Here is a 552-nt window from a genome sequence, read left to right on the forward strand (position 1 = left end):
GCCGATGGAAAGCACGCCGGACGGCACGGACGTCTGATGAAAAAATCGGTGCATATCCTCCATTTTCGCCAAAATATCGCGCGAAAAAGCTTATGGGAGAAACAGGCACGATCGCTGCCTCCATCATGGAAGTGCTCATGCCGATGATCCCCATCGCGCTGCTTGCCCTGCATACCAGAAAATGGCCGCCGGCTTATGCGATCACGAGCATTGCCATCGCTTTGGCCGGGGCGCTCTTGGTCATTACAAACGGGAGCCTGGCCTTCTTCGTCACGGCAAGCGACCAGCTTTTCCCGCTGCTGCTCATCTTCACAGGCGTCGTCGGCTGGGGCGTCTACTCGATGGGGAGCGCGCGTTTTGGCGGCTGGTCGACGCTGCGCTACTCGACATTGACGTGCTTGCTCGGCACAGGCGCCTCTTTTGGCGTGGTCGCGACTGCCACTCTGCTTCAATGGATACCCGCCCCGAGCTGGGAAAGCATCAGCTCGATCCGCTATGAAATGGCCTTCATGGTCCTGCTGCCGGGACTAGTCGCCCTGTTAAGCTGGAATG

1 pseudogene is annotated in these 552 nt (G+C 58.7%); it reads left to right on the forward strand.

The annotated features are described in order from the left end of the window. Positions 1-74 precede the first annotated feature (74 nt). A pseudogene (locus tag AC27KL_RS28110) lies at positions 75-552 on the forward strand (transporter); the annotation flags it as partial.

The sequence above is a fragment of the Paenibacillus sp. YAE3 genome (genome assembly GCF_057546105.1).